We start from the raw sequence: 24,979 nt of genomic DNA, 5'->3' as shown, positions 1-24,979 counted from the left end.
TGTCTAGACTGGAGTCGCGGCGAGGGAATTGATGTGGGTCAAAAGCATTGTGCAAATGCATCCAGTGCAGGACTTGAAACTGGGCTATTCGCCTTGGGGAGCGAGAAGGATGGCAATGAAAAAGGAGACGCCTCCGCCGAAACGCAGCCGAAAGTCCGACACCTTACCAGTGGTGCTGCTTGTAGGCTCAGCGGTGCGTAGGACAAAAACGATTCTCATACTTCTCTGTCTTCTTCGATCGCCTTGAGGGCATTGCCCAGAATGTCACCTAGCGTCTGCTGCTCTTCGACGCCCTTCTTCTCGAGGCGAGAGAAAAGCACAACGCGTAGGCGATCCGAGTTCCCCCATTGTGAAGGCCAATCAACATGATGATATTCGCTAGCGTCGGGATGCCATAGAATCAAAACACCCTTCGCATCTGAATCTTCTTGGAGAAGTTCTGACATTAGGGTTTCATACTGCCGATCTAGTACGTTCGCCGTCCGAGACGATTTGACCTCAACGATTACCCTCTCTTTTCCACGCGCAACAACCATATCTGCACGTCGCATACTGTTTCTAAGCAAAGGCTCGAAGGTGAATGCTAGCTCGCCGTCGTCCATAAACCCCGACAGGGTGCCGATCAGTTCGCTTTCCGATTGTGGGAGGTCGTTCTCAGCCGCCAACGTGTTGAGAAGCTGCTTCGCCTCTTCAGCAACAAGGGTCATCAAATCTGGTGTAGTAGATGTAGTTTTTTTGGGTTTCTGTCTTTCTGCTGCACTTCTCTCGGCTAATTTCTGAGCGATCTGGTCGACAAGCACCTTGGCGAACGCTGAAACGGACATGAGAGCAAGGAATGCTTCGTCTTGGTCGAAATCAAGTGTGTAATCATGAGTGGACGGATTGCGCCATTCTTTTCGATATCGTGAGAATTGGGTCAAAACCCGAGGACGCAAAACATCGTCACCTTTGAGATATTCTTCGATCTCGTAGATGGATTGCTTTTCGGGGTCCTCGCCAGAGAGGACCCGATACGCTTCTTTGATGCTACCCTCAAACGCTTGATTGGTTCGATAGATGACGTCAGTGTATAGGTCGTCTTCTCCGATGTCGGTCGCGCGGTTAAGATACTTTGAAGCAACTTCAATATGCTTCATTACCGAGAACAATCCTCGGCGGTGTTCTCCTTCGGGCAATGCCTCAATGGAGCGCTTCAAAAGCGCTAAGACATCCAATTAATTACTCCGCAGCCTCAACACTCTCGCCGAACATATCCGGCCCGCCGTCAGCCTCTTCGCCGTCCTCGTTCACAGCCTTCGCCTTCTGGCGTTTGTCGAAGCTTGACCAGACGTCGTTCCAGCTGCCCTTGGTTGCACCCTTTGAATATTCGGTAGCGCGGGCTTCGAAGAAGTTGGCGTGCTCGACACCGTTCAGCAGCGGGGCGAGCCATGGCAGGGGGTGTTCGTCGATCATGTAGATCGGCTGCAGGCCCAGCTGGCCCAGACGCCAATCGGCGATGTAGCGGATATACTTCTTGATCTCTTTCGCGGTCATCCCGTTCACCGGGCCCATCTCGAATGCGAGATCGATAAAGGCGTCTTCCAGACGGACAGTCTTTTGGCAGACGTCGATGATGTCTTCCTTCACCGACTTGGTCAGGCACTGGCGCTCTTCGCAGAAGGTGTGGAACATCTTGATGATGCCTTCGCAGTGGAGGCTTTCATCGCGCACCGACCAGCTGACGATCTGGCCCATACCCTTCATCTTGTTGAAACGAGGGAAGTTCATCAGCATCGCGAAGCTGGCGAACAGTTGCAGGCCTTCGGTGAAGCCGCCGAACATGGCGAGCGTGCGGGCAATATCCTCGTCAGTGTCGACGGTGAATTGCTGCATGTAATTGTGCTTGTCCGCCATCTCCTCATATTCGAGGAACGCGCTGTATTCGCTTTCAGGCATGCCGATCGTGTCGAGCAGGTGGCTGTAGGCCGCGATATGCACCGTCTCCATATTGGAGAAGGCGGTGAGCATCATCTTGATCTCGGTCGGCTTGAACACGCGGCCATATTTGTCGTGATAGCAATCCTGCACCTCGACATCGGCCTGCGTGAAGAAGCGGAAGATCTGGGTGAGCAGGTTGCGCTCATGCTCGGTAATCTTCTGCGCCCAGTCGCGGCAATCCTCACCCAAAGGCACTTCTTCGGGCATCCAGTGGATCTGCTGCTGGCGTTTCCAGAACTCGTAAGCCCACGGATATTCGAACGGCTTGTAGGTCTTGCGGGCTTCGAGCAACGACATCTGGTGGTCCCTTTGTTTGGCGTGAACGACTCATATAGGGAATCAGAGCGGCAATTCGAAGGCAAGCAGGCAGATTTACGCGGGGATAAACCGTGCACCGAAAGAGTCGAACCGAGCGCAAGGCCGAATATGCGCGTCGGTGGGCGGCAGCGAAAAGCGTCACAACTCGCCAAGTCATTGCTAACGGCAATTTAAGTGTCGGCCGATAGGCACCTGCCCAATGGGCCTTATGGAAACCTTCGCACCCGCCGTAAGCGCGATTAACCGCCCAGAAGCGGAAGAGGAATTGAGCGCGCCGGCCGGGATCGACGCGGCGATGGTCGATGCGATTGACCGGGTGCCCACGCCCCTGCGTCAATGGCCCGCAGCGATTGCCGATCTCTATGACGCAGAAGTGGTGCGCCGGCTCTATCGCGAGGAACATTTCCTGTTCCTGCTCGGCATGATGCTGGGACTGGCAACGATTGCCGTTGATTTGCTGATCCACCCAGAGATCGCGCGCGAGGGGCTGATTCTGCGGATTTTTGCCATCGTGCCAGTGACGATCCTGGGGCTGATTGCGGGCGCGAGGGGATGGACCCAATTGCTTGCCTTCTGCGTGGGCGCGGCGCCGATCGCCTTTATCGCCGTGATCGTCCATCTCGCCTATCAGCTCCCGCCCGACCTGGTGCCGCGCTACCTCTATTCGACGGCGCTGATGGTCGGACTCGCCAATCTGATCCTGCCCTATTCGCTGCGAGGTCTGATAATTTTCGACCTCGCCGCACTTTTGGTGAAAGCCATGGTGATGGCTCTGCAGGGGTGGGACGGCTTTTTGGATCGCGTTGATTTTCTTGTGGTCTTTGCGCTCATCGCCGGGGCCACATTGGTGGTGGCTGCAAGATTCGAAAACCTGCGCCAGCACAATTTCCTGCTGACCTTGCGCGCACGGATCGCGAGTCGTGAATTGCGCATGGCGAACCGCGCGTTACGCACCCTCTCCGAATCAGATCCGCTAACCGGAATTGCCAATCGCCGAGGCTTCGAACAGGCCTTTGAGCGTGAGATTGTCGCGCCGGGCACTGACGGCCGCGGCGATGATACGATTGCGCTCATGATGATCGACCTCGATCATTTCAAACGTTTCAATGACACCCATGGACATCAGGCGGGCGATTCCTGCCTTCAACTGGTCGCCGATGCGCTGCAGGAAGTCTTCAACAAATCCGGGGGGATCGTGGGGCGCTACGGCGGAGAGGAATTCATTGCTGCCCTGCGTCACCGGGAAGCGGATGCGGTGCGCGCGATTGCCGAAAAGGCACGGCGGACCATCGCTGATGCCTTGACCCCCGCGGAGGGTATGAAACGTTCGCTCATCACAGCGTCGATCGGCGTCGGCATGGCTCCCGCTGCCGCTATGTTACCGCGCGAGGAACTGATCGAGATGGCAGATGCCGCGCTCTATACTGGCAAGGACAGGGGCCGGAACCGGGTCGAGTTCGTCGAGGCAGAAGCAGCGTTCTTCAAGCCCAACTGAGCGGCGCGTCCGCCTAAAGCAACATCGCCAAGCCGATGGTTAGCAGCGTCGCGACAATCGGCACCACCACGGTCACCACCCCAACCTCTTTATAGGCTTGCTTGTGGGTGAGTTGAGTGATGGTCAGCATCGCGATCACCGCGCCGCAATGGGGCAGTGAATCGAGCCCGCCGCTCGCCATTGCAGCCAGTCTGTGCAGCTCCTCTGGTGAAATGCCGAGCGCCAGATAGGATTCCGCCATGGTCGCCATGAAGATCTGCAATCCGCCCGCCGATGATCCGGTGATGCCCGAAACCGTGCTGGCCGCGGCAAACATTGAAAGATGCGGCGGCAAAGCGGGGCCGGCGACAAAGTCTGTGAACATGGCAAAGCCCTGGGTCTGGGCGACCACTCCGCCGAAACCGATCACCGCCGACGTCGCCATCAGCGGCATAATCGCATCCTGCGTGCCTAGCCCCATCCGCTGCAGCGGGTTTTTGCGCATCGCCGGATAAAGCGCGAGCGCGACGAGGCTGGCAATGATGAGCGCGATCGAGGGCCACAAGACCGGCTGGGCACTTGCGAAGGCTACAATCGCATTGCCCTCATCCACGCCAAACGAACCGGCGAGGCGAGGCGCGAGGATGATCGCGATCACCAGAACCAGTGGCAGGATTGCGAGTGCTGGATGCGGCACGTCTTTCTCGATCGAGGCGTAGTCGGGGATAACATCGCGCGGACCAGCTTCGAACCCTTCGCCCGCAGCCTTGGCCTTGATCCGCTCGCGTTCCAGATAGGCCATGCCCATCGCAAACATCAGCCCGCCGCCGAACAGGCCGAGCAAAGGAGCCGCGAACAAGTCCGTGCCCAGCGTCAGTGTGGGTATGACATTGTGGATCGACGGTGTGCCGGGAAGTGCGGTGAGCGTGAAAGTCCCCGCGCCCAATGCAATCGCTCCGCAAAACAGGCGTTTGGGAATGTCAGCCTCTTTGAGCAGGCGTAGGCCCAGCGGATACATAGCGAAGATCACCACGAAGACCACCACCCCGCCATAGGTCAGCAGCGCGCAGGCAAGCACCGTGATCCACAGCGCGCGGTGTGCGCCTAATGACCGCACCAGCGCCATCGCAATCGAAGTCGCCGCGTGGCTGTCTCCCATGATCTTGCCAAAGACCGCTCCGGCAGCGAACAGCAGGAAGAAGCGTCCGGCAAAGGTGAACGCGCCCAATTCTCCGATCGTGTAGGACTGGGTGATGCTTTCGGCGAAGGGCAGGCCATTGCTGACAATCACCACCAGCGCGCACAGCACCGAGGCGAATATGATGTTCACATCGCGCAGGGCGAGGAATATCAGCAGGCCCAGCCCGCAAAACAGACCGATCAGCCCGATCCATTCGAACATTGCGTCGGTCCTTCGCTAGAATTGGTCACGGGAATTGGGGTGGATGGTTGAGGGCTGAACGGTCAATCGCCACTCCGCCTCTTTGACCCGAAAAAGCTTCCCCCGCCAAGCACGGTGATGCCTAGGAAGAAGCCGAAATCGTACCAGCCTCCGCTATTGGGCACAGCATAGACCGCGATGTCGGGCCGGAAGAGCGAGCCAATCCAGCTCCACGGGAAGATGAAACCGTGCCAGAGGCCCCACCAGAAACCGGGCACATGCGGCTCCGCCGATACGCCCGCATCGATCTGGCTGGCGCAAGCGGAAAGGAACAGCACAAGCGCTCCGGCAGCGAGCACGCGAGCCGCGGTTGCGCGCGCCAAAGGCGATCCGCTCTTATCAGTTTGCGCCAAAATCTCTCTCCCGCTTGGTGCGAGAGCTAGGTTGATCGAACCCTGGAATGTGTCAAGGGCGGCGGGGATTTAGAGCGTGGCCAGAAACGAGCCAAATCAGCAAAAGCGCTGCGGACGGCCGGAAAGCATGTCCTCAAAATCACCAGCAATCGTGCTTTGCGCGGAATCCGGCACATGGCTGCTTTGGAATCGGGCGAAGCGCTCGGGATCGAGCGGCTTTACAAAGACCACGCCCACTTCGTTGTCTCTTGCCCATTTGACATGCGCATGATGCGGGCCGGAACTGCCGATATGGATTTGCAGTCGCGAACCGGGCGGCAGCTTGCCGCTCACCGCAGCCATGCAGCACCCTCTGACTGACAGGTTCTTGAGCTCCACATCAACAGGATCGCCCAGCCCGGTGAAATACCGGCCCGGGATCGAAATGATTTTGCGCTGATCCTTCCGTGCTCGCATGACAACGATGCTTAGCAGCCCGATGATTAAGGGAGCGTAAAGCATGCCACTGCGAACGGGCGCAGGAGCCGGACAAAGAAAACCCCGCCAGAACCGAAGTTTGGCGGGGTCGTTCTTATGCAGAAACCTGTCCTACTGGCAGCTCAAACATTCCTCGTAATCGGTCTGCTCTGCGGCCAGCTCGAACTTTGCTGCGTCTGCGGTGTTGTCCGCTTCGACGCCGCCTGCAAAGCCCGCGCGCTGGACCGATTTCGAGCGGAGATAATAGAGCGATTTGATGCCCTTCTCCCATGCCTGGAAGTGCAGCTGCATCAGATCCCATTTCTCCACATCCGCCGGGATGAAGAGGTTCAGCGACTGCGCCTGATCGATATAGGGCGCGCGGTCGGCAGCGAATTCGAGCAGCCAGCGCTGGTCGATTTCAAAGCTGGTCTTGAAGCTCGCCTTTTCTTCGGCGCTCAGGAAATCGAGATGCTGGACGCTGCCGCCTTTCTCGAGGATCGAGTTCCACACATTGGTCGAGTTCTTGCTCTTCTTGTCGAGCAGTTTTTCAAGATACGGATTCTTTACGATGAAGGAGCCCGACAAAGTCTTGTGCGTGTAGATATTCGCCGGGATGGGCTCGATGCAGGCGCTGGTGCCGCCGCAAATGATCGAGATCGACGCGGTCGGCGCGATCGCCATCTTGCAGCTGAACCGCTCCATCGCGCCCATTTCTGCCGCATCGGGGCAAGGCCCGCGTTCCTGCGCGAGCAGCATTGAGGCTTCGGATGCCTTGGCCTGGATATGCTTGAACATTTTCAGGTTCAGCGCCTTGGCCATCGCGCTTTCGAAACCCAGCCCCTTCGACTGGAGGAAAGAGTGGAAGCCCATCACGCCGAGCCCGACCGAACGCTCACGCTCGGCCGAATACTTGGCGCGCGCCATCTCGTCCGGTGCGCGGTCGATATAGTCCTGCAGGACGTTGTCGAGGAAGCGCATGATGTCTTCGATAAACTGCTTGTCGCCTGACCACTCATCCCACTTTTCAATGTTGAGCGAGCTGAGGCAGCACACCGCCGTACGATCATTGCCGAGGTGGTCGATGCCGGTTGGCAGTGTGATTTCCGAACACAGGTTCGAGGTCGAAACCTTGAGGCCCAGATCGCGGTGATGCTTGGGCATCATGCGGTTCACGGTGTCGTTGAAGACGATGTAGGGCTCACCCGTTGCAAGGCGGCATTCAACCAGCTTCTGGAACAGCGAGCGCGCATCGACAGTGCCGCGCACTTCGCCGGTCTTGGGCGATTTGAGGTCGAACTCGGCCCCGTCGCGGACCGCTTCCATGAATTCATCTGTCAGCAGCACGCCGTGATGGAGGTTCAGAGCCTTGCGGTTGAAGTCGCCCGACGGTTTGCGGATTTCGAGGAATTCCTCAATTTCGGGATGCGACACATCCAGATAGCACGCCGCCGAACCGCGCCGCAGCGATCCTTGCGAGATCGCGAGCGTGAGCGAATCCATCACACGAACGAACGGGATAATCCCGCTTGTCTTTCCATTCAGGCCAACTGGCTCACCAATCCCCCGAACATTGCCCCAATAGGTGCCGATCCCGCCCCCCTTGGAGGCCAGCCAGACATTCTCGTTCCAGGTGCCGACGATCCCGTCGAGGCTGTCCGACACCGAATTGAGGTAGCAGGAAATCGGCAGGCCGCGCGCAGTGCCGCCGTTTGAAAGAACCGGCGTTGCGGGCATGAACCACAGGTTCGAGATATAGTCGTACAGCCGCTGTGCGTGTTCAGCATCGTCGGCATAGGCATCAGCGACGCGCGCGAAGAGATCCTGATACTTCTCACCCGGAAGCAGGTAGCGATCGGTCAGCGTCTCCTTGCCGAATTCGGTCAGGTTCGCATCGCGGCTTTCGTCGATCTGGACGTCAAAACGGCGATCATTGACCTTCTTGCTGTCGGAAACCGCCTCCTTGGCAACTTCTGCCATAGCACCGGCCAACGCTTCCGCGCTCTTCGCTGCGATCAGCTCTTCGCCACCGTTTTCGGCGATGAGCGCCTCGCTGCCCTTGTCGGACTTTTCCATTTTTACGGCCTTTTTGCCCTTATCGCTTGCTGCTTCGGTTGTTCCGAGCGTTTCCCCGGTTTCCGCATCGCTCAGCACTTCGTCACTTGCCTTGAATTCCATTTCAGCCCCGTCTCGCATCCTTCGAATCGGATAGCGGTCTCCCTATAGCGGAAAAACACTCCCGTTCCGATTATGTTCTGCACCAATCTATCGACAGATTTACCCCCATCTGCCCCCATCCGGCCTTCAGGTTTGCCCGCCAACATCATTCCATTTCAGCCGCTATGGTGCCCCGTCTTGAGTGACTCCTCCCCCGATCGCACCCTTTGGTATTGGCCTGGTGGAGCGAGAGAAATCACAAGCAATTGGGGGTCCAGCGCGAACCGAACCACCAGATAATGAATCAGGCGGGATTCCGCGTCAACGGGTGATTAACCTTAAATCGTCAGGCGGGCTTGCTCAAAACCCATGTTGCAGCGCAGCGACGCGTGGGCAAAGCTTGAGTCGCGCGTTGCGCAACCCCGAAAATGAATCTGTGAAGAAAAATTTGGTGATTGAATCTTTTGAATCAAGCGCTGAATCAATCGCTCTTGCACTGGCAAGAATGTTGCGCTTTGCGCCGCCCGCATAATCGCAGGCGGCGCAAACACTTAGGCCTTCTCGGCGCTGTTCGGCGTTACGTTCCCAGCGGTGTCGCGGCCCGCGCCGCCTTTGCATGGAGCGCAATCTCATCAGCCAGCCGGCCTACCAGCTCCTGCGGCAGATCGTGCCCCCAACCGGGAATCGTCACCAACTTAGCGCCCGGTATGCAACGCGCAGTCTCCTGCCCGGCTTCCAGCTTCACCAGCGGATCATCCTCACCATGCAAAACCAGCGTGGGTGTTGTGATCCGGCTTAGCCGTTTGCGCCGGTCACCATCGTCGATGATGGCGGCAAGCTGGCGCGGCAAGCCCGGTGGATAGACACTGCGCCGCACATTCTTGAGCACCCGCGCGCGCGCATGGTCAGGGTCAGGAGGATAGCCCGGACTGCCAATATTGCGGCCGATATTGAGGCCGTGCTCGACCAAAACATCCTCTTCCATCGATGCCAGCGGCGCGATCAGCGCGTCAATCGCGCTCTTCTCGGCCTGTGGCAGTTTGGGATTGCCAGTGCTCGACATGATCGACGTCATCGAAAGCAGTTTGTTGCCGTGATGGACCGCCATCAGCTGCGCGATCATCCCGCCCATCGACGCGCCCACAACATGTGCGCGCCGAATGTCCAGTGCTTCGAGAAGTCCGGCAGCATCGTCCGCCATGTCTTCCAGCGTGTAAGGCACTTTGGCTGGCCAACCGAGCCGCTTGCGGATCGTCTGCCATACGATGCCCGGAGCCCTCGCCTCCTCCATCTTGTCCGAAAGCCCGATATCGCGATTATCGAACCGGATAACGCGATAGCCCTTCTTGACCAGTGCTTCGACAAATTCATCTGGCCACAGGGTCATTTGTGCCCCCAGACCCATCACCAGAAGAATTGTTTCGTGCTCGGGGTTTCCGTGTTCTTCATAGAACAGGCGGAGACCGTTCGCCCCGATATGCGGCATAAAGTTCCTACTCCTCGATCGCTCTCTTTTTGGAGCTTGTATTGACCCGGCGCGTTACAAAGCGCGTTTGGGTGGGGAGATCAAGCCTATGATACAAATGCCTGCATATAATTAACTTGGGGCAAAAATGCTTTTACGAGAGGCGCTATGGCACCAGCACCGTATCGCGGATATCTTCGGCCAAATCGGGATGGTCCATCGTATAATGCAAACCGCGGCTCTCTTTGCGCTCCAGCGCTGAACGCACGATCAGCTCGGCTGATTGCAGCAGGTTGCGCAATTCGATGAGGTCGGTCGTGACGACGAAGCTGCCGTAATAATCCTCAACCTCTTTCTTGAGCAGAGCGATGCGATTGGCGGCGCGCTCAAGCCGTTTGGTGGTGCGTACGATCCCGACATAGTTCCACATGAAGCGGCGGATCTCGGTCCAGTTCTGCTTGATGACAACTTGCTCGTCCGAATCCGACACACGGCTTTCGTCCCACGGTAGGATCGCGGGCGGTTCTTCGAGCGCATCCCAATTTGCAAGAATGTCGTCAGCGGCCGCTTCCCCGAATACGAAACATTCAAGCAGCGAGTTCGAAGCAAGGCGATTGGCACCGTGAAGCCCGCTTTCAGTGCATTCACCCGCCGCCCACAGGCCGGGCAGGTCGGTGCGCGCCATCAGGTCCACCACCACGCCGCCGCACGTATAATGCTGCGCCGGCACAACCGGGATCGGGCCAGCTGTCATGTCGATGCCCAGCCCCGTCAGCTTTTCGTGGATGGTCGGAAAGTGCTCGCGCACGAATTCAGGCGGTTGGTGGCTGATATCGAGGTGGACGTAATCGAGACCAAAACGCTTGATCTGATCATCGATCGCGCGCGCCACGACATCGCGCGGAGCCAGTTCCATCCGCTCCTTGTCGTAATCCTCCATGAAGCGGTGGCCGGTTTCAGGATGGAAGAGCCGTCCGCCTTCGCCGCGCACGGCTTCAGTGATGAGGAAGTTTTTGACCTCCAGATTGTAGAGGCAAGTCGGGTGGAACTGCATCATCTCCATATTGGAAACGCGCGCGCCTGCTCGCCACGCCATTGCGATCCCGTCGCCGGTCGCGCCGCGCGGAGCGGTAGAAAATTGGTAGACACGGCCCGCGCCGCCAGCGGCCAGAATGGTCGCGCGCGCCGTGTGCCGCTCGACCCGGCCGGTTTCTTCGTTGAGCGCATAGACGCCCCAGATCCTGCCCGCAGCGGAGAATTTCTCGCGGTGGCGGTCTGTGATGAAGTCGATGGCCGTGCGTCCGCCCAGCATGGTGATGTTGGGGCTGGCTTCAGCGGCTTTGAGCAAAGCAGATTGCACCGCCCAGCCGGTTGCATCATCGACGTGGACGATGCGGCGGTGCGAATGGCCGCCCTCGCGGGTGAGGTGGAGCGAGTCCTTGTCGCGGTTGAACGGCACGCCGAGATCGCACAGCCGATCAATCGCCTTTGGAGCACCTTCGATCACGAATTCCACTGACGCCAGGTCGTTCAGGCCCGCGCCCGCAACCATCGTGTCACGCACATGGTTTTCAAACGTATCACCCGCATCGAGCACCGCCGCGATCCCGCCTTGCGCCCAGGCGGTCGACCCTCCGGTGAGCGACCCTTTGGCAAGCACAAGCACTCGCTTGCTTTGCGCCAGTTCAAGCGCGGCAGTTAACCCGGCCGCTCCCGAACCGATGATGATGACGTCGTAAGTCCCGAGATTTTCCTGCGTTTCACCCATGGAAGATTCCATGGCGCGCGGCGCGGGCCGTGGCAAGACCGCTCACCGCAAACCAACGCGGCGGTGAACCGTGCGAGGAACACCGTGAATGGCAGCAATCGCGGCCATAATTGCCGATTGGGTCTTATGAGAGGTGAGTGCGGACTGATATAATCACAATCGAAGGCTCGGGGTCGCACCTGTGTCTTTCTGACCGGAGAGTGCCCGCCAATGGCTGCGTCCGCGTTAGTTTTGACAGCCGAAATTGGCAAACTCAGACAAAGGACATCCCCTTCCCATGTCTCTGATTTCGCGATTGTCCTGCAAGATGGGGCGGCACGATCCCCTCAGACGCGATGTCGAGTGGGATGGTCGCCATTATGTCGGAGAATGCCGCCATTGCGGGACTGCGATCTGGCGGGTCGCACGCCGCAGTTGGCGGGCAAAACCCGAAGTTACCGAAAACGCCTGAGCGTCCAGGTATGCGCAGCCTTACTGCCCTGCGCTAGTGAGCTGCACAAAGACGTCTTCCAGATCGGCCTCGCGCGTTGTGACGTCTTCGATGGTCATGCCTTCGCCTTGCAGGATGCCCAATACCTGCCCAGCATTAAGCTGGTCCTTGTTGTAAGTGACCTCGACGCTGCGTTCGCCGGTCTGTTCCACCTTGCTAAAGGCTTGGTGCGATGGGGCAGCGGCAAGGTCATCAGCCAAAGTGACGGCTACGATTTTCTCGCGCGCCATTTCTACCAGTTCGCGGGTCGGCTTGTTGGTGATCAATTCGCCGTGATTGATGATCGCGATCCGGTCGCACAATTCCTCTGCCTCTTCGAGGTAATGCGTGGTGAGGACGACTGTGACGCCTTCGCGGTTCATTTCGGTGACGAGTTCCCACAGCTGGCGGCGCAATTCGACATCTACGCCCGCAGTCGGCTCGTCGAGCACAAGGATCGGCGGTGAATGCACCATCGCCTTTGCCACCAAGAGCCGCCGTTTCATCCCGCCTGACAAGGTGCGGGCATAGGCGTTGCGCTTGTCGGCAAGGCGGACGGCAGCAAGCAATTCCTCGCTGCGCCGGTCCTTCTTGGGAATTCCGTAAAATCCGCCTTGATTCTCGAGCACTTCGAAAGGTGTGAAAAAGGGGTCGAACACAATCTCTTGCGGCACGATCCCGATGGCGCGGCTCGCATTACGGCGCTGCTTGTCGATGTCGAAGCCCCAGATTTCGGCCGAGCCGCCGGTCTTGTTGACGAGGCCGGCCAGCACATTGATGAGCGTCGACTTACCCGCACCATTGGGGCCAAGCAGTCCGAAGATAGAGCCTTCGGGCACATCAAAACTCACGCCATTGAGTGCAAGCTTGCCTTGCGCATCTTCACCTTTGGCCCTTTTGGGCGGCGCGTAGCGTTTGACGAGATTGTCGATGCGGATTGCAGGCGGGTTCATGGATCACCGCCATAAAGCGGGTATTCGCGGACGCAAGAGCCATGGTTTTCCCGCAAAGCTTTCCAAATCGGGCGCGAAGACGATTGAAAAGCCGCGCCGCCGCGATTATTCCGCCCTGCATGAGCACAACGGCACCAGAAACCATCCGCGTCGATACAAAGCGTGTCAGCTGCGACGGCGCCAGCGCCATTCGCGGCGGTGACAATTACCGTCCAGCCGCGCTTGGTCATCCGCGCATCTATCTGGAAATTGATGAAAGCGGCTATGTCGATTGCGGCTATTGTGACCGGCGTTTCGTGCTCGAGGGTGGACCGGCGGATCAGGCGGAATAGGCAGCAAGGCCACCTGTCCGTGTCCTTCCGGCACATTGTTGACACATTCTGCTCATCGCTCGTTCAGTGAGATAGAGTAACTTGCCTCTTCGTACTTTGAACGGAGACGCGCGCCATGACCAAATCCTTCAACAATTCTGCTCGCAAGCTGGCCGCTTTGGGCGCCAGCGCCACCGGCCTCGCCGCGCTTGCACTGATCGCTGCGCCGCCGGCTTTGGCCGATCATGGCGAGAGCGAGGATGCGGCTGAAATGACCGAGGGTGAAGAGCGGCTTGCCCGCCTGCTTGAGGGCCGCGTTGCTGGCGAACCGCAAAACTGCATTCGCTCGCGTCTGAACGACCGGCTAACCGTGATCGACGACACCGCCTATGTTTATGGCCGTGGGCGCACGATCTATGTCCAACGCACCGTCCATCCAGACCGCATCGACAGCCGCGACACGCTCGTTTCGCGCCGGTTCAGTTCCAGCCAGGTTTGCCGTCAGGACGTTGTGACCACCATCGATTCCTTCAATGGCTTCTTTACCGGAGCGGTCTTCTTTGAAGAATTCGTGCCCTATACAAGGGTCGACGAGAACGACGGCTAGGTCTTCAGTCGCGCGTTTCGCGCCGCTCTAACCATAATTGCGCAAAGTCGCGGACGCCGCTTTGGATGCGGCCTGATCGTTTCCACGCGGCTGGATTTCAATCATCCCAGTTGCACGCCGGTCCGCAGCAGTGCCGCATTCGAACGGCAATTCGGGTTGGCCGCCATTGATTTGCGGCCCACGCTTTGAGCGCTTGGCTGAAGCCTGCCGGTTGGGTTGAGAGATTGGCTGGTCCGCACCGTGCTCGCTCGTGCACTGATTGAGCAAGTGCAGTTCTTCGATCGAGCGGCGATAGTGTTCCATCACCGTGATCGACCTCTGATCGGCGATGCGCATGAATTCCGCCAGACTTTCGGAGATGCCCGGTGCATTCCAAACCGGTTCGCGTGAGCGGATTTGCTGCGCTTCAGCGCGCAAGGCCGTGATGGCCGACATGTCCACATATGAGCGCTGACGCGGCGCCTGGTGCGGCCGGGGTTGTGCCGCCGCCTCACTCTTCTCTGCGGCCGGCTTCACCGGTGCAATCTTCGGCGGAATTGATAGCGTGAAAAGCGAATCAATATCTTCGTCTTCGAGAGCGGCATGGTCGGGTCCCTCATGCGCATGGAGGCTGCGCGTGCTTTGCGCCTCGCCGATCAGCCAGCCAATTGCAGCCGCTGCGGTTAGGCTTGCCGCCCACACCTCGAGGGCCAAGAAATGCTCCATCTACAATACCTCTTCGGCTGGATCGCCCTCGGGGCCGGCCCGCCGTCTTCAATTACGACCATGTCATCGCTACGCTGGGGCCTGCTAGGCAAGCCCGCGACGCGAAGACATCCGTATCTTACCGTATTGGAGAGTGATTTTAATTCGGAAGGCTACGTATAAGCGCGTTAAGCATCTTTACGCGTCGCACGAACGCGTAGTCACCGCGATCCTTGGGCTGACCGGCATAACCGCCATCCCACCCAATAATCCAATCCGCTTAAAAATCCGACGGGCTGATCGACTGGCCGGTAAAGTTCCCCTGCCGCGATGGCATCATGTCGTACGTCATCGTAATCCTCGTACCCGGCGCAAAATCGAGGAGTTCGGGATCTTCCGATGCGCCACGGATAGTGACGAAATTCAGGCACTCCTCGTCCAGATCAAAACCATTGGCGTATTGCACCTTGTAGGAACCATCGGGGATGTCGCTAACCGACGCTTCCTCTCCAATCCCTACAAAGAAAGACACGACCAAATCACTGCTTGCCCCATCGCGGATATTGACGATCGTGTGTCCCGTTCCGCCACTGAACACCCTGATAGTGTGGACGCCGGTGCCTCTTGATCGATCGCGAGCAAGAACATCGCCATTCTCGGGCGGGTTTGCGCAAGTCGCGACAGGCTCTGGCTCGGTTTCCTCGACTGCAATCGGATCAAACACCTGACCATTTTCGATATCCGCTAGTTCCGGTTCCCCACTCGAACAGGCCGAGACGAGGCTCATTAGGCCAAGCGCAAGACCGCCGCTGGCAAATGCCTTCAAATTGTTCATGAATACCCCCTCAAATCTTCAGAACACCTTTTGTGGACAATCAGGCCGCGAGCATACCGCCCATACGCTTGGTGATGATCTCTTCGGCTTCGGCCATAATGCCGTCGATCAGTTCCTGGCAGGTCGGTATGTCGTTGATAAGGCCTGCGACCATGCCGCAGCTCCACGCACCTTTGTCCATATCGCCCTCCATCATGATCGAGGGATAAACACCGGCGACCTCTGCGATGATGTCTTCGAACTTCAGATCATCGCCCAGCTCTTTTTCCTTCTGAATCAGCCGTTCGACCGCCGCATTCGTCATCACGCGTTCGGTGTTGCGCAGCGGACGCATGACCAGGCGCGTATCGAGTTCCGACGCAGCAACGATGGCTTTCTTCACATTCTCGTGAACCGGCGCTTCCTTGGTGGCGATAAAGCGCGTGCCCATATTCATCCCCTGCGCGCCCATGGCGAGGCTGGCGACCAGCGAGCGCCCGTCTGCCATGCCGCCGCTCGAAACGAACGGGATTTCAAGTTCATCGGCAGCGCGAGGCAGAAGGATGAAATTGGGAACATCGTCCTCGCCCGGATGGCCGCCGCATTCAAAGCCATCGACCGACACCGCATCGCAGCCAATGTCCTGCGCTTTGAGCGAGTGGCGCACGCTGGTGCATTTGTGGATCACCTTGATCCCCGCATCCTTGAGCGGGCCCAGAAGCTCGACCGGATTGCGACCGGCAGTCTCCACAACCGGTACGCCGCCATCGATCACCGCTTTCACGATGCCAGGATAGTCAGGCGGGGTGAGCGTCGGCAGGATGGTGATGTTCACGCCAAAGGGCTTGTCGGTCATATCCTTGCATCGCGCGATTTCATTGGAGAGCTTTTCGGGTGTGCCTTGCGTCAGGCCAGTAATGATACCCAGCCCGCCAGCATTGGAAACCGCCGCCGCCATTTCGGCAAATCCGACATAGTGCATGCCGCCCTGAATGATGGGGTGCTGGATGCCGAACATTTCAGTGATGGCGGTTTTCATAGCGGGTATTCCTCCGGTCAGGTTTCGATTTGCGACCTAGACAAGCGGAATATAGGCCTGTGTGCAAGCGCACTTTTGAGGGAGGCGCCAATGACGCTGCGCGCCGTAGCGTCAGGCGGTGCAGCCAATCCGGCCTATCATGCTGCGAAATGGCCTTTTGCGCCTAGCCTTTCGGCTTGAGCAGCTTTGCAGGCGGCTCTCAATCGGAATCAAGCATTGGCATCTAACCATTCAGCTGCGCGAATTGCTGCCTATTCCGGCCTCGCCGCGTTTCGCTCTGTCAGCGACTTGTTCTTTTCAGAACCTGCGATAACCTGTCGGCTTGTAGCTGCAGGTGTCATGACGTTTCGCGCCCGGTTTCGCAATCCTGTCTAGCAGGGCAGTCTTCGCATAACCCGCGGCGCGGGCGGCAATGGGTCTGGCCCAGCTTCTTGAGCAACAAATGATGCTCATCCATATCGGCGGCAGACCAATCGCCCGGCAGGATCGGCATCAACGCGTCATATGTTTTTGCGGTGTCTGCCTTGGACGGCACGATGCCCATTCGCTGCATGATCCGGCGGTGGTGGCCGTCGATCACCATGGCTTTGCGCTCGAAAGTGCTCGCATTCATCACTCCGGCGGAGTTCTTGCGGGCCACGCCAGGAAGCTTCTCCAGCCACGCCATCGCCTCGTCGGTGGGCAGATTGGAAAGGTGGCGCAAATCAACAGCACCGCGTTCGGAGATAATGGCGTTGAGGCAGGCCTTGAGCCGCTTTGCCGCAACAGTCGGGAAGCTCTGCCGCTCGAGCCGCGCTTCAAGATCTGCCTCGCTCACCGCTGCCACCGCTTCCCAGCTGCCATATTCGGCGAGCAGCCCGTCAGTCGAAGCGTTGGAGGCTGCCGTCTTGGTCTGCGCGCCGATCACGCCGTGGACCAGCACCCACACCGGATCGCGGCGCTTTTCCGGCGGGCGGATGATGCGGCCAAAGCTCTCTATCATTGCCGACTGCAAGCGGCGCAGGATTTCGGTGCGCGGGTCAGGTCCGAGGTCGAATTGCACGCCTCAACCCCCATCCGGCCAAGCCCAAAAGGATGCATGGCAACCAGATCCAGCGCAGCTCGGAAAAGAGCGTCTCCAAGCCGCGCATCGAGAAAAAGCTTCTTCCGATCGGCGAAACCAAAACCGGCGTTTCGGGCGCGAAGATGCGGGTGTTGTCGAATGGCCAGAACAACGCCGCGCCCAACCCGCCATTGGTCAGCGTGTCGAGCAATCCGTGGCTCGCCATCGCCAATGTCAGGAAAGCGAAGGCGGTGAGGCTGCGCGCCTCCTTCCATACCAGCGCCAGAGCGGCAGCGCAGACCGCAGCGAAGGCAATCGAATGGCTTGCCCCGCGATGCCCCCATTCATCGGGATATTCGATTCCGAAACGGAAGCCGATCACATCAGCGTCAGGCAAAACCGCGAAGACTGCGCCGGCGATCGCAAGTTTCGCCGAAATGCGCCCGCGCCCGGCAGCAACGGCAATTGCCAGTGGCACAACCGCATGGGTGAATATCGTCGGCAACCCGTCTTGCCGCGACTAGCGGGTGAAGCTGAGGCTAAAACTCACCGGCACGACCGGCGTAATCGAGGGAAGGCCCGCAAGTTCCTGCAATTGCTCCAGACCATCGGTCAATTCGAAGCGCGAGGCCTCGACAATCACTGGCGCATTGGAAACCGCGAGCACGCGGTCAGCGCCCGCGCGAGTCACTGTGACTTCGGCTAAGAATGGCGCTTCGATCCCTTTGAGGCTCAGCGTTCCTTCGAGCGTGGTTTGAGCGCTCTCGCCAATTCCAAGCGCCTCGAAAGCCACCGGGTCGATCTGCGCAGTAACGGTCGCGCTGGGATTGTCTGCAACCACGAACAACACTTCGCGCATCCGCTCATCGCGGATATCCACGCCGGTTGAAACGCTGGCGAGGTCGATTTCGATACTGGCCGCGCCATCGGCCGACACCGAACCGCTCAAGCCTTCAAAAGAGTTCGCCTCTGCTATCTCGCCCGACTTGATCGTGACATAGGACAGTTCCGAAGCCTCGCCATCCAGCGTCCACGCTGTGCCTGTCAGCACGGGCGGCTCAGCCGGAGCTTGCGAACAGGCGGTGAGAGTGATGAAAGTGATGAGAATGGCGGTAAAGAATTTCGGCCTGCGCAAAGTCATTGCACTACTTCTTTACACAGCTGCTTGATCCCAATGCTCGGACAATGATCCCTCCAACTAAGCTGCCCGCGAGAGCGCAGAGAATTGGAATCGCCAATAGAGATGAAGGGATCGCGACGCTTGTGATAGCTCCAACTGCAGCCCCGCATATTGCAGCAACTTGCAGTCTATCTTGAAACGAAAGCGAGCGTATGCCAGCTTCACATACTATCGTCCGTTCCAGAAGTTCCGTTTGAGGAGGGACATGCCGTTCCAATATTCTTGGATGGTCGTCTGGGAGAAATGATTTCAATGGCATCCAGAACTCTCTTCTCACCCAATCGTTCGCACGTGCGTACGGGACTCAATTTGATTATTAGCTTTAAAGCCTAGCGCTACCGTTGCCAACAGCAAAACACCGATAATGACATAAACGGTTCCACCAGGCACCCCACCGTCGAGAATGAACACGACCATAAGGCAAGAATAAAATAATAGGGCGAAACCAATGATTATCAGACCAATCATGATCGCATCGAATCCTCGAGCAACAGAAGTATAGTCTCGAAAGGTGATTGCCAGCAATGTGTTCGCGTAAATCAGCAAAGTCCATGGGCTAACGTCTTGGAGCGTGCTCCAAGCGGTCACAAATCCATCTATAACAGTAAGATCTGTCGAAACTGTGCCCCATGCAGAGGCTGCCGCCAATGCTAGTATGCTAGGCAATCCAAGTGGAATCAAAACACTCCAAGTCAACCACTTCATTTCGTCCCCATTCAATATTTCGTCGGTGGTTTAATGATTGGTGCGCAGAATTCAAGTTCACTCCCACTCAATCGTCCCCGGCGGCTTTGACGTATAGTCATAGACCACGCGGTTGATGCCCTGCACTTCGTTGACGATGCGCGTGGAAACTTGCGTCAGGAAGCTCGCATCAAAGGGATAGACGTCCGCTGTCATTCCGTCGGTTGAGGTCACTGCGCGCAGGCCGCAGACGCTGTCATAGGTGCGCCCGTCGCCCATCACGCCGACGGTCTTGACCGGCAGCAGGACGGCGAAGGCCTGCCAGATCGCGTCGTACAGCCCGGCATTGCGGATCTCTTCGAGATATATCGCGTCGGCCTTGCGCAGGATGTCGCAGCGCTCCTTGGTGACTTCGCCCGGAATACGGATTGCCAGGCCGGGGCCGGGGAAGGGGTGGCGACCGACGAATGCCTCGGGCAGGCCAAGCTCGCGGCCCAACTCGCGCACTTCGTCCTTGAACAGTTCGCGCAGCGGCTCGACCAGCTCCATGTTCATGCGTTCAGGCAAGCCGCCGACATTGTGGTGGCTTTTGATCGTCACCGAAGGCCCGCCGGTGAAGGATACGCTTTCGATCACGTCTGGATAGAGCGTGCCTTGCGCAAGGAAGTCCGCGCCGCCGACCTTCTTGGCCTCGGCCTCGAACAGGTCGATGAACGCACCGCCGATAAACTTGCGCTTTTTCTCGGGGTCGGTGACGCCTGCGAGGCCGCCGAGGAACGTCTCTTCGGCATCCACCGCGATCAGCGGGATGTTGTAATGGTCGCGGAACAGAGAGACGACCTGCTCAGTCTCATTGAGGCGCATCAACCCGTGATCGACATAGACGCAGGTGAGCTGCTCGCCGATCGCCTCGTGGATTAGCACCGCCGCGACCGCGCTATCGACACCGCCGGATAGGCCGCAAATGACCTTGCCTGAGCCAACCTGCGCGCGAATTTCCTCAATCTTGGTTTTGCGGAACTCGGCCATGGTCCAGTCGCCAGTGAGCCCGCAAACATGGCGAACGAAATTGGCGAGCAGCTTTCCGCCATCGGGTGTGTGGACCACCTCTGGGTGGAACTGGGTGCCATAGAACTTGCGCTCTTCATCGGCGATCACCGCAAAGGGCGCGCCATCGGAGGTGGCGACGATCTCAAATCCGGGTGCGAATTTGGTGACCTTGTCGCCGTGGCTCATCCAGACCTGATGACGCTCACCCTCATTCCATAACCCGTCGAACAGAGCGCACTCTTTTGTGACGGTCAGATAGGCGCGGCCAAACTCGCCGCCTTCACCGGTTTCATGACCCGGACGGACTTCGCCGCCGAGCTGGTGGCTCATCACTTGTTGCCCGTAACAGATGCCAAGGATCGGCACGCCCGCATCAAAGAAGCTTTGAGGCGCGCGCGGGCTGCCTTCTTCCGGAACACCTGCGGGCGATCCGGAAAGGATAATGCCCTTGGGATTGAGGCGTTTGAACGCTTCCTCGGCCATAGTGAACGGCGCGATTTCGGAATAGACACCCGCCTCGCGCACGCGGCGCGCGATCAGCTGGGTGACCTGACTGCCAAAATCGACGATGAGGATCGAATCCGGGATATGCTCTGCTTCCATGCGCGCTCCGTTACGTCAGCGGGGCGAGGGCTGGCAAGCGGGTTGGCGCGGCTAAAGGCTGGTTTGCCCCCCGAACATGTGGCAAGTTGCAAAATACGCAACTTGCTTGCGGGTTTTGTCATTTGAGTTTGACGCAACCGAACATCATATGGCTCTTAACGACGCGCGATAAGGCATCTCTCTCCAAAGCTAGCGCGGCGTATTTGGCAGGGACCATCTCTCCCCTGAGATTACCTGCCAGTCTGCTTGCCGACGGCATGCGGCCATAGATTGGGAGCCAGTTGCGCCACGGTCACTTCCAGAACCGGCGCGGCAATCAAGGCCCTTAATCGGAGCGTCCCCCGCGCTCAGGCTCGCAAATTGCCGTCTGCTGGAAACAACCGGCCCGCGTCTTCCCCCGGCGCCCGCAATGGTTACTCCAGCCCCCGGACGGCCTGCCCGTCGGCAAGACAGCGAGCGAGACGCGGCCACCCCTTTCTCTCCCCCGAATGGTGGCCGCGTCTCCACCCTCACCTCAATATCGTCAGCGTGCCAGCCGCTCGGCGATTTCGCGCAATTCGGTCTTGAGCAGCTTGCCGATATGGCTGCGCGGCATTTCGTCTATCGCGTAGAGGGCTGAGAGGCGCTGTGTCTTGCCGAGGCGCGCATTGACAGCTGCCAACACTTCTTGCGGATCGCGCGCGCCTACTGCCAGCACAATAAAGCCAGCCGGCGTCTCGCCCCATTGCTTCGAAGCAATGCCAACCACGGCGGCTTCGAGCACGTCCTCTTCTCGATCGAGTTCAGCTTCGAGATCGCTGGGATAGATGTTGAATCCGCCCGAGATAATCATGTCCTTCGCGCGGCCGACAAGCTCGACAAAGCCGTCTTCATCGACCCGGCCGATATCGCCCATGCGCTGCCAGTTGATGCCTGTCTCGGGGTCTTTCCAGTATCCCTCGCGCGTCTTGCCCGGCTGGTTCTGGTAGCCACTCATCATGGTCTGTGAGAGACCGATCAGATTGCCCGCCTCGCCAGGCGCGACCGGATTGTCGTCATCATCAAGCACCTTCATCTCGCTGCCCGGAGAGGGCCGCCCTACAGTGTGGAGCTTGTCGGGAAATTTATGCGCTTCGAGCAAGCAGACAACCCCGCCTTCGGTCATCGAATAGATCTCGATCAACCCGCCGGGCATGCGGCCAAGCACTTCGCGCTTGAGCTCGGCTGAGAAGGGGGCCGAGGTGCAATATTTTAGCGCCAATGCGGAAAGGTCGTAATCATCGAAGCCGGGATGATCCATCAGCCGCTGATATTGAACCGGCACCAGCATGGTGACGTTGGTGCGGTCGCGCGAAGCATGGCCGAGCCATCGCGCACAGTCGAACTTGCCCATGATGCGCACCGTGCCACCCGCCAATAGGGGCGGTAGAAAGGCAACCATGGTTGTGTTGGAATAGAGCGGTGTGGATGCAAGCGAGCGCACCTCCAAACCGCTGCCAAGATAAGACAGTGCCGTGGCGCCAAACTGACGCCAACGCATCTGGTGAGAATGCACGATACCTTTAGGGATGCCGGTCGTACCGGAGGAGTAGATGATATTGAACGGATCGCCGGGCGCAGGATCGATGGCGGGCGCATGCGTGCCAGCAGGTGCCATCCAGCCGCCCAGGTCTTCAAGGGGCACCCGGATCAGATCGGCCATGAATTGCGGCCCCAACTCGGCCGCCTTCCCCGCATCGATAAACAAGTGCCGTGCACCCGAATCCGCCGCCATCCCGGCAAGCTGTTCAGGCGAGGCGCTGGTGGTCAGCGGTGCCGCCACACCGCCAGCGCGCACTGCTGCCAGGAACACCAGCGCATAATTGATCGAACTGGTGCCAATGATCGCGACCGGTTGGCCGCGCTCCAGCCCTGTTTCGATCAGCCGCGCGGCGAGCCGCTCGATCTGATCGTGCATGGCCGCCCAGCTGAGCTCGCCCGCATCATCGCGTAGAGCAGGTTGATCGGGTTGGTGCTCTGCCCATTTGGCCAGAACTCCGGCGAAAGAGCCGTATTCGGCACTCAACATCTCTTGCATTGGCAGCTTCGCGCTCCTCATCCGATTGCCCTTGCGCGCCGCTTAGCCCAGCGCCTGCAGCTCAACCATAGGCAGAAAGGGCAGCGCCGAAGCTTTCGCGATCAGGCGTCACCGGCTTCGTAATAGGCCTCTTCCTCGGCGCGCTGCTTGTCCAGATAGCGTTTGCGCAGGAAGCCATAGCCTCCGAGCAGTGCAGCAAGAATAAGGCCAAAGATCACAAAGATGCTCGCATTCCCGCTCGGTTTGAGATCCACCTCGCGCCCGTTCACAAACGGTTTGATCGTGTAAAAACCGTCTGCGAGCGCGACACTGTTTTCCAAAGCCTCGCGGGCATCGGAGTTAAAGCTGCTTTCGAGTACCCCGTTGAGCACCAGTACCGGACCTGATGCGCCGTCTTCGAGATAAAACTGGCCCAACTCGTCATCGCTCACCCTTCCGTCAATCTCCAGGATTGCAGTGGCGGGCGCGGAAAAATCCGCGGCGTCGGCGGGATAGAGCGGCGCAAAAAGCTTGCGCCCGCGTTCCCGGCCGCGACGGGTCTTGACCAGCTCGATCATATTGAGCGGATCAACCTGCGCTCGCACGGTCACTTCGTTAAAGTCATTGCCGGTTTCAGCAGAGGTGATCTCGGCCAATTCGATCATTGCCGGCGCATCGTGCGAAAGCGCCGCAGTGCGCTCAGCATCGCGGCCATTTTCATAAACATACATGACAATGCCGAGCGCAAGCAGGGCTGGAGCGAGCACAAAATAGACGATCGGCGGAAGCCGGAAAATTCGAAAAAGCATATGAGACCCCTGTTGAATTCAGCGGCTAAATTGCGCGAGAGCAAAGGTCAGTCAACCGCCGAAATATCGATGCAGGTCTATCTGCGAACAGATCCCAATAGGCAGAGCGCTGCCGAATTCTTTACTCTTGCCAGCCAAGGTGCTGGCATGAAGGTGCGATGCCGCAATGGCGATCAGCCGGACAGGAGCAAGCGATAATGCGATCCAAAGCGAAATTGAGCTGCCTGGCATTGGCTGCCGGGGCTTCGATTGCTTCCATGGCGCAGCCCGTTCTGGCGCAGGATATCCCGCCGCCGGCAGATGGGAACGGCGACGAAGTGCGTATCATCACCCCCGATATGGTGGACCGCGACCAATCGCAAATCTTGCGCCGCCCGCCCACGCAATCCGCGCCTGATAGCCAAGCCGGCGAAGAGAGCCCCAGTGCAGCGCCTTCAGCAACCTCTGGCGAAACGGGATTTCCCTCGATCCTCGCAATCTTCGCCCATCCCGATGACGAGATTACGGTCGCCCCGGTCCTTGCGCGCGCAGCTCGCACAGGCGGCGAGGTGACAATTGTCTTCGCCACAAGCGGCGATGCCGGACCGGGCGTGACGGCGCTGGAACCCGGCGCGGAGTTGGCCGGTTTGCGCGAGGATGAAGCAGGGTGCTCGGCATTCGCTTTGGGGCTCAGCGAGCCGATCTTTTGGCGATTGGGCGATGGATCGTTGGCGACGATGGCGCGCGCTCCAGACAGCGCCGCCAACGACATGGCTGAACGGATCGGCAATCTGATCGCGATCGAACAGCCCGACATCGTAATGACCTGGGGTCCTGACGGCGGATACGGCCATGCCGATCACCGCATGGTGAGCAATATTGTCACACAGGTCGTCCAGGCGATGGGCGAGGGCCGGCCCGACCTGCTCTATCCCGTTCTGCCCGCAAGTTCCGAGGGTGAGCAGAAGCAGATTCCCGGCTTCGAAGGCTGGGCGCGCATTGATCCTTCGCTGGCGACCGACCGGCTCCGTTACGAGCTGCTAGACCTTGAATCGACGCGGATCGCGGTGGACTGTTACCAAAGCCAGTTTGACCCCAGCGCGCGCGCCTATCTGCCCGAAATGCTTCACCGCGAAATCTGGCAGGGCTCGGTCTATTTCCGCCTCGTTTTTCCAAAGGCAGAGCGGCCACCCGAAGTTCAAAATTGACGCTCAATTTGAGGCGGTGGAAAAGCCGCACTGGATCGGTGTGAAAGCTTGGGTTTCCCGCCTTGCGTGCCTATATAATGCGCATGGAAAATAACACCCCCGA

23 protein-coding genes are annotated in these 24,979 nt (G+C 58.7%); 4 read left to right on the top strand and 19 right to left on the bottom strand.

The genetic code is table 11. From position 1 onward, the window contains the following. Window positions 1-215: 215 nt before the first annotated feature. Both Q0887_RS13555 and Q0887_RS13550 read right to left on the bottom strand, forming a co-directional pair. Window positions 216-1,214, bottom strand: a complete 999-nt coding sequence (locus Q0887_RS13555) for a hypothetical protein (protein WP_299196281.1) — start codon at window positions 1,212-1,214, stop codon at window positions 216-218. Window positions 1,215-1,218: 4 nt separating this feature from the next. Continuing rightward, entirely contained in the window at window positions 1,219-2,274 is a 1,056-nt protein-coding gene (locus Q0887_RS13550) for a ribonucleotide-diphosphate reductase subunit beta (RefSeq protein WP_299196279.1), read from the bottom strand. Between the two features lie 220 nt (window positions 2,275-2,494). Here Q0887_RS13550 and Q0887_RS13545 point away from each other — a divergent pair, with 220 nt between their 5' ends. Beyond that, complete coding sequence (locus Q0887_RS13545) at window positions 2,495-3,790, top strand: GGDEF domain-containing protein (RefSeq protein ID WP_299196277.1); 1,296 nt, start codon at window positions 2,495-2,497, stop codon at window positions 3,788-3,790. 13 nt (window positions 3,791-3,803) lie between these two features. Here Q0887_RS13545 and Q0887_RS13540 read toward each other — a convergent pair whose 3' ends face one another. From Q0887_RS13540 to Q0887_RS13510, 7 genes are all read right to left on the bottom strand, one after another. After that, window positions 3,804-5,171 carry a GntP family permease gene (locus tag Q0887_RS13540; protein WP_299196275.1) on the bottom strand — a complete coding sequence of 456 codons (1,368 nt, stop codon included), beginning with the start codon at window positions 5,169-5,171 and terminating at the stop codon, window positions 3,804-3,806. 62 nt (window positions 5,172-5,233) lie between these two features. Further along, the gene (locus tag Q0887_RS13535) at window positions 5,234-5,563 is read right to left on the bottom strand and encodes a hypothetical protein (RefSeq protein ID WP_363317680.1); all 330 of its coding nucleotides are present in this window, start codon (window positions 5,561-5,563) and stop codon (window positions 5,234-5,236) included. 96 nt (window positions 5,564-5,659) lie between these two features. Then, entirely contained in the window at window positions 5,660-6,019 is a 360-nt protein-coding gene (locus Q0887_RS13530) for a PilZ domain-containing protein (RefSeq protein WP_299196272.1), read from the bottom strand. A 132-nt stretch (window positions 6,020-6,151) separates the two neighbouring features. Beyond that, window positions 6,152-8,197, bottom strand: a complete 2,046-nt coding sequence (locus Q0887_RS13525) for a ribonucleoside-diphosphate reductase subunit alpha (RefSeq protein ID WP_299196271.1) — start codon at window positions 8,195-8,197, stop codon at window positions 6,152-6,154. A gap of 556 nt (window positions 8,198-8,753) precedes the next feature. Then, complete coding sequence (locus Q0887_RS13520; RefSeq protein ID WP_299196270.1) at window positions 8,754-9,662, bottom strand: alpha/beta hydrolase; 909 nt, start codon at window positions 9,660-9,662, stop codon at window positions 8,754-8,756. Window positions 9,663-9,807: 145 nt separating this feature from the next. Then, window positions 9,808-11,409: an L-aspartate oxidase gene (gene nadB / locus Q0887_RS13515; RefSeq protein WP_299196269.1), complete on the bottom strand. Its 1,602-nt coding sequence runs from the start codon at window positions 11,407-11,409 to the stop codon at window positions 9,808-9,810. A gap of 471 nt (window positions 11,410-11,880) precedes the next feature. Beyond that, window positions 11,881-12,831: an ABC transporter ATP-binding protein gene (locus tag Q0887_RS13510; RefSeq protein ID WP_299196268.1), complete on the bottom strand. Its 951-nt coding sequence runs from the start codon at window positions 12,829-12,831 to the stop codon at window positions 11,881-11,883. Window positions 12,832-12,950: 119 nt separating this feature from the next. On the opposite strand from Q0887_RS13510, the gene Q0887_RS13505 reads away from it, so the two are divergent. Then, a complete protein-coding gene (locus Q0887_RS13505; RefSeq protein WP_299196267.1) occupies window positions 12,951-13,163 on the top strand; it encodes a zinc-finger domain-containing protein in 213 nt (70 codons plus the stop codon). A 115-nt stretch (window positions 13,164-13,278) separates the two neighbouring features. Beyond that, entirely contained in the window at window positions 13,279-13,749 is a 471-nt protein-coding gene (locus Q0887_RS13500; protein ID WP_299196266.1) for a hypothetical protein, read from the top strand. Between the two features lie 27 nt (window positions 13,750-13,776). Here the strand turns inward: Q0887_RS13500 and Q0887_RS13495 are convergent, their stop codons facing one another. The 10 genes from Q0887_RS13495 to Q0887_RS13450 form a co-directional block, all read right to left on the bottom strand. Beyond that, window positions 13,777-14,442 (bottom strand): hypothetical protein, encoded by a 666-nt coding sequence (locus tag Q0887_RS13495; RefSeq protein ID WP_299196265.1) that lies wholly within the window; start codon window positions 14,440-14,442, stop codon window positions 13,777-13,779. Window positions 14,443-14,713: 271 nt separating this feature from the next. Then, window positions 14,714-15,268 (bottom strand): hypothetical protein, encoded by a 555-nt coding sequence (locus Q0887_RS13490; protein WP_299196264.1) that lies wholly within the window; start codon window positions 15,266-15,268, stop codon window positions 14,714-14,716. Between the two features lie 40 nt (window positions 15,269-15,308). Further along, entirely contained in the window at window positions 15,309-16,286 is a 978-nt protein-coding gene (locus Q0887_RS13485) for a nitronate monooxygenase family protein (protein ID WP_299196263.1), read from the bottom strand. A gap of 337 nt (window positions 16,287-16,623) precedes the next feature. Next, a complete protein-coding gene (locus tag Q0887_RS13480; RefSeq protein ID WP_299196262.1) occupies window positions 16,624-17,328 on the bottom strand; it encodes an endonuclease III in 705 nt (234 codons plus the stop codon). After that, entirely contained in the window at window positions 17,306-17,833 is a 528-nt protein-coding gene (locus Q0887_RS13475; protein WP_299196260.1) for a metal-dependent hydrolase, read from the bottom strand. The genes Q0887_RS13480 and Q0887_RS13475 overlap by 23 nt, the downstream gene beginning before the upstream one ends. A 15-nt stretch (window positions 17,834-17,848) precedes the next feature. After that, a complete protein-coding gene (locus tag Q0887_RS13470) occupies window positions 17,849-18,469 on the bottom strand; it encodes a YceI family protein (protein WP_299196259.1) in 621 nt (206 codons plus the stop codon). 312 nt (window positions 18,470-18,781) lie between these two features. Beyond that, the gene (locus Q0887_RS13465) at window positions 18,782-19,213 is read right to left on the bottom strand and encodes a hypothetical protein (RefSeq protein ID WP_299196257.1); all 432 of its coding nucleotides are present in this window, start codon (window positions 19,211-19,213) and stop codon (window positions 18,782-18,784) included. Window positions 19,214-19,270: 57 nt separating this feature from the next. Continuing rightward, complete coding sequence (gene guaA, locus Q0887_RS13460) at window positions 19,271-20,845, bottom strand: glutamine-hydrolyzing GMP synthase (protein WP_299196256.1); 1,575 nt, start codon at window positions 20,843-20,845, stop codon at window positions 19,271-19,273. A 523-nt stretch (window positions 20,846-21,368) separates the two neighbouring features. After that, window positions 21,369-22,901 carry a class I adenylate-forming enzyme family protein gene (locus Q0887_RS13455; RefSeq protein ID WP_299196255.1) on the bottom strand — a complete coding sequence of 511 codons (1,533 nt, stop codon included), beginning with the start codon at window positions 22,899-22,901 and terminating at the stop codon, window positions 21,369-21,371. A 101-nt stretch (window positions 22,902-23,002) separates the two neighbouring features. Further along, window positions 23,003-23,689: a hypothetical protein gene (locus tag Q0887_RS13450; RefSeq protein ID WP_299196253.1), complete on the bottom strand. Its 687-nt coding sequence runs from the start codon at window positions 23,687-23,689 to the stop codon at window positions 23,003-23,005. A 257-nt stretch (window positions 23,690-23,946) separates the two neighbouring features. Here Q0887_RS13450 and Q0887_RS13445 point away from each other — a divergent pair, with 257 nt between their 5' ends. Continuing rightward, entirely contained in the window at window positions 23,947-24,876 is a 930-nt protein-coding gene (locus Q0887_RS13445; protein ID WP_299196251.1) for a PIG-L family deacetylase, read from the top strand. The last annotated feature ends 103 nt before the right edge of the window (window positions 24,877-24,979 follow it).

Source organism: uncultured Erythrobacter sp. (assembly GCF_947492365.1).
GTDB lineage: Bacteria > Pseudomonadota > Alphaproteobacteria > Sphingomonadales > Sphingomonadaceae > Erythrobacter.
The sequence above is the reverse complement of the archived record's forward strand: the minus strand, read 5'-3'. Positions and strand labels throughout refer to the sequence as shown.

Coding starts and splice junctions, on each gene's coding strand:
- Q0887_RS13445 (WP_299196251.1), top strand. CDS start 23,947: ATGGCGCAGCCCGTTCTGGCGCAGGATATCCCGCCGCCGGCAGATGGG.
- Q0887_RS13465 (WP_299196257.1), bottom strand. CDS start 19,213: ATGAAGTGGTTGACTTGGAGTGTTTTGATTCCACTTGGATTGCCTAGC.
- Q0887_RS13505 (WP_299196267.1), top strand. CDS start 12,951: ATGAGCACAACGGCACCAGAAACCATCCGCGTCGATACAAAGCGTGTC.
- Q0887_RS13510 (WP_299196268.1), bottom strand. CDS start 12,831: ATGAACCCGCCTGCAATCCGCATCGACAATCTCGTCAAACGCTACGCG.
- Q0887_RS13450 (WP_299196253.1), bottom strand. CDS start 23,689: ATGCTTTTTCGAATTTTCCGGCTTCCGCCGATCGTCTATTTTGTGCTC.
- Q0887_RS13545 (WP_299196277.1), top strand. CDS start 2,495: ATGGGCCTTATGGAAACCTTCGCACCCGCCGTAAGCGCGATTAACCGC.
- Q0887_RS13455 (WP_299196255.1), bottom strand. CDS start 22,901: ATGCAAGAGATGTTGAGTGCCGAATACGGCTCTTTCGCCGGAGTTCTG.
- Q0887_RS13530 (WP_299196272.1), bottom strand. CDS start 6,019: ATGCGAGCACGGAAGGATCAGCGCAAAATCATTTCGATCCCGGGCCGG.
- Q0887_RS13520 (WP_299196270.1), bottom strand. CDS start 9,662: ATGCCGCATATCGGGGCGAACGGTCTCCGCCTGTTCTATGAAGAACAC.
- nadB (WP_299196269.1), bottom strand. CDS start 11,409: ATGGGTGAAACGCAGGAAAATCTCGGGACTTACGACGTCATCATCATC.
- Q0887_RS13540 (WP_299196275.1), bottom strand. CDS start 5,171: ATGTTCGAATGGATCGGGCTGATCGGTCTGTTTTGCGGGCTGGGCCTG.
- Q0887_RS13500 (WP_299196266.1), top strand. CDS start 13,279: ATGACCAAATCCTTCAACAATTCTGCTCGCAAGCTGGCCGCTTTGGGC.
- Q0887_RS13485 (WP_299196263.1), bottom strand. CDS start 16,286: ATGAAAACCGCCATCACTGAAATGTTCGGCATCCAGCACCCCATCATT.
- guaA (WP_299196256.1), bottom strand. CDS start 20,845: ATGGAAGCAGAGCATATCCCGGATTCGATCCTCATCGTCGATTTTGGC.
- Q0887_RS13470 (WP_299196259.1), bottom strand. CDS start 18,469: ATGACTTTGCGCAGGCCGAAATTCTTTACCGCCATTCTCATCACTTTC.
- Q0887_RS13550 (WP_299196279.1), bottom strand. CDS start 2,274: ATGTCGTTGCTCGAAGCCCGCAAGACCTACAAGCCGTTCGAATATCCG.
- Q0887_RS13525 (WP_299196271.1), bottom strand. CDS start 8,197: ATGGAATTCAAGGCAAGTGACGAAGTGCTGAGCGATGCGGAAACCGGG.
- Q0887_RS13490 (WP_299196264.1), bottom strand. CDS start 15,268: ATGAACAATTTGAAGGCATTTGCCAGCGGCGGTCTTGCGCTTGGCCTA.